General features: G+C 73.5%; 1 protein-coding gene. It reads left to right on the forward strand.

Annotated features, from left to right (window positions below; all coding sequences use genetic code 11):
* Positions 1-48: 48 nt before the first annotated feature.
* On the forward strand, positions 49-1090 hold a 1042-nt coding region (locus ACFV4N_RS43995; protein ID WP_499678647.1), incomplete at its 3' end, for a tetratricopeptide repeat protein.

Genomic DNA, 1090 nt, shown 5'->3' on the forward strand with positions numbered 1-1090 from the left:
GAGCTGCGGGGGGGTTTCCGCTTCCACGACATTATCCGGCTATACGCCGTGGTGCGGCTGCGCGAGCAGCCGGACGACGGCGCGCTGCGGCGGCTGCTCGCCCACCACAACCGGATGCTGCTCAACCTGGTCGTCCACACCTTCCCGGACAAGCTGATCACCGTGGAGCCGGGTCCCTCGTCCGGCGGGATCCCGCCCCTGCCCGAGATGCTCGCCTGGTTCGACGCCGAACGACCGAACCTGGTCGCCGCCTTCCGCGAGGCGGCCGGGCAGGGACTCCACGCGGACCTGGCCAACAACGCCACCATGCTCGGCGTCCACCTCCAGATGCGCGGCAACTGGGACGAGGCGCTGGCCGCCCACCGGATGGCGGTCGAGGCGGGGCGGGCGGTCGGCGACCCCGCCGTGACCGGGTACTCCCTGATCTACCTGGGCAAGGCCCACTCCGCCAGGCGCGACTTCGACCGCGCCGAGCACGTCCTGCGCGAAGCGCTCGAGGTGTTCCGGCGGACCGGCGACCAGGAGCAGGTCGACTGGGCCGCGGTCGAGCTGGAGGCCAACCGGGTGCAGGCGCGCCAGGCCGACCCGGACAGCCGCCTCGGCCGGGACGCGCCCCTGCCGCGACCGGGGACCCGACGAGCCGCGCGCGACGGCGTGGCCACCGCCATGAACGCCATCCAGGCGATGGGCAACACCGCGGCCGAGCTGTTCCGCCTGCGCCGGTACGACGAGGCGCTGGCCCGGTTCGAGGAGCTGCTCGACGCCTGCCGGGAGGCGGGTTTCCGGCCGGGCGAGGCGTCGACGCTGGCCAACATCGGCAACTGCCACTACTACAGGGCCGACCCGTGGCGGGCCATCGCGTGCTACACCGAATCGGTGGAGGTCGCCCGCGAGGTGGGCAACCTGCACGGCGAGGCGCTCACGCGCACCAGCCTCGGCAACTCCTGCGAGGTCGTCGGCCGCACCGGTGAGGCCCTCGCCCAGTTCGAGCGGGCCCTGGAGATCTTCCGCGCGCTGGGCGACCGGCACGGCGAGGGCACGACCCTGTTCTACCTCGGCCGCACCCTCGCCGACCGGCACGACACCGACC

This window comes from Actinosynnema sp. NPDC059797 (assembly GCF_042732085.1).
Classification (GTDB): domain Bacteria; phylum Actinomycetota; class Actinomycetes; order Mycobacteriales; family Pseudonocardiaceae; genus Actinosynnema.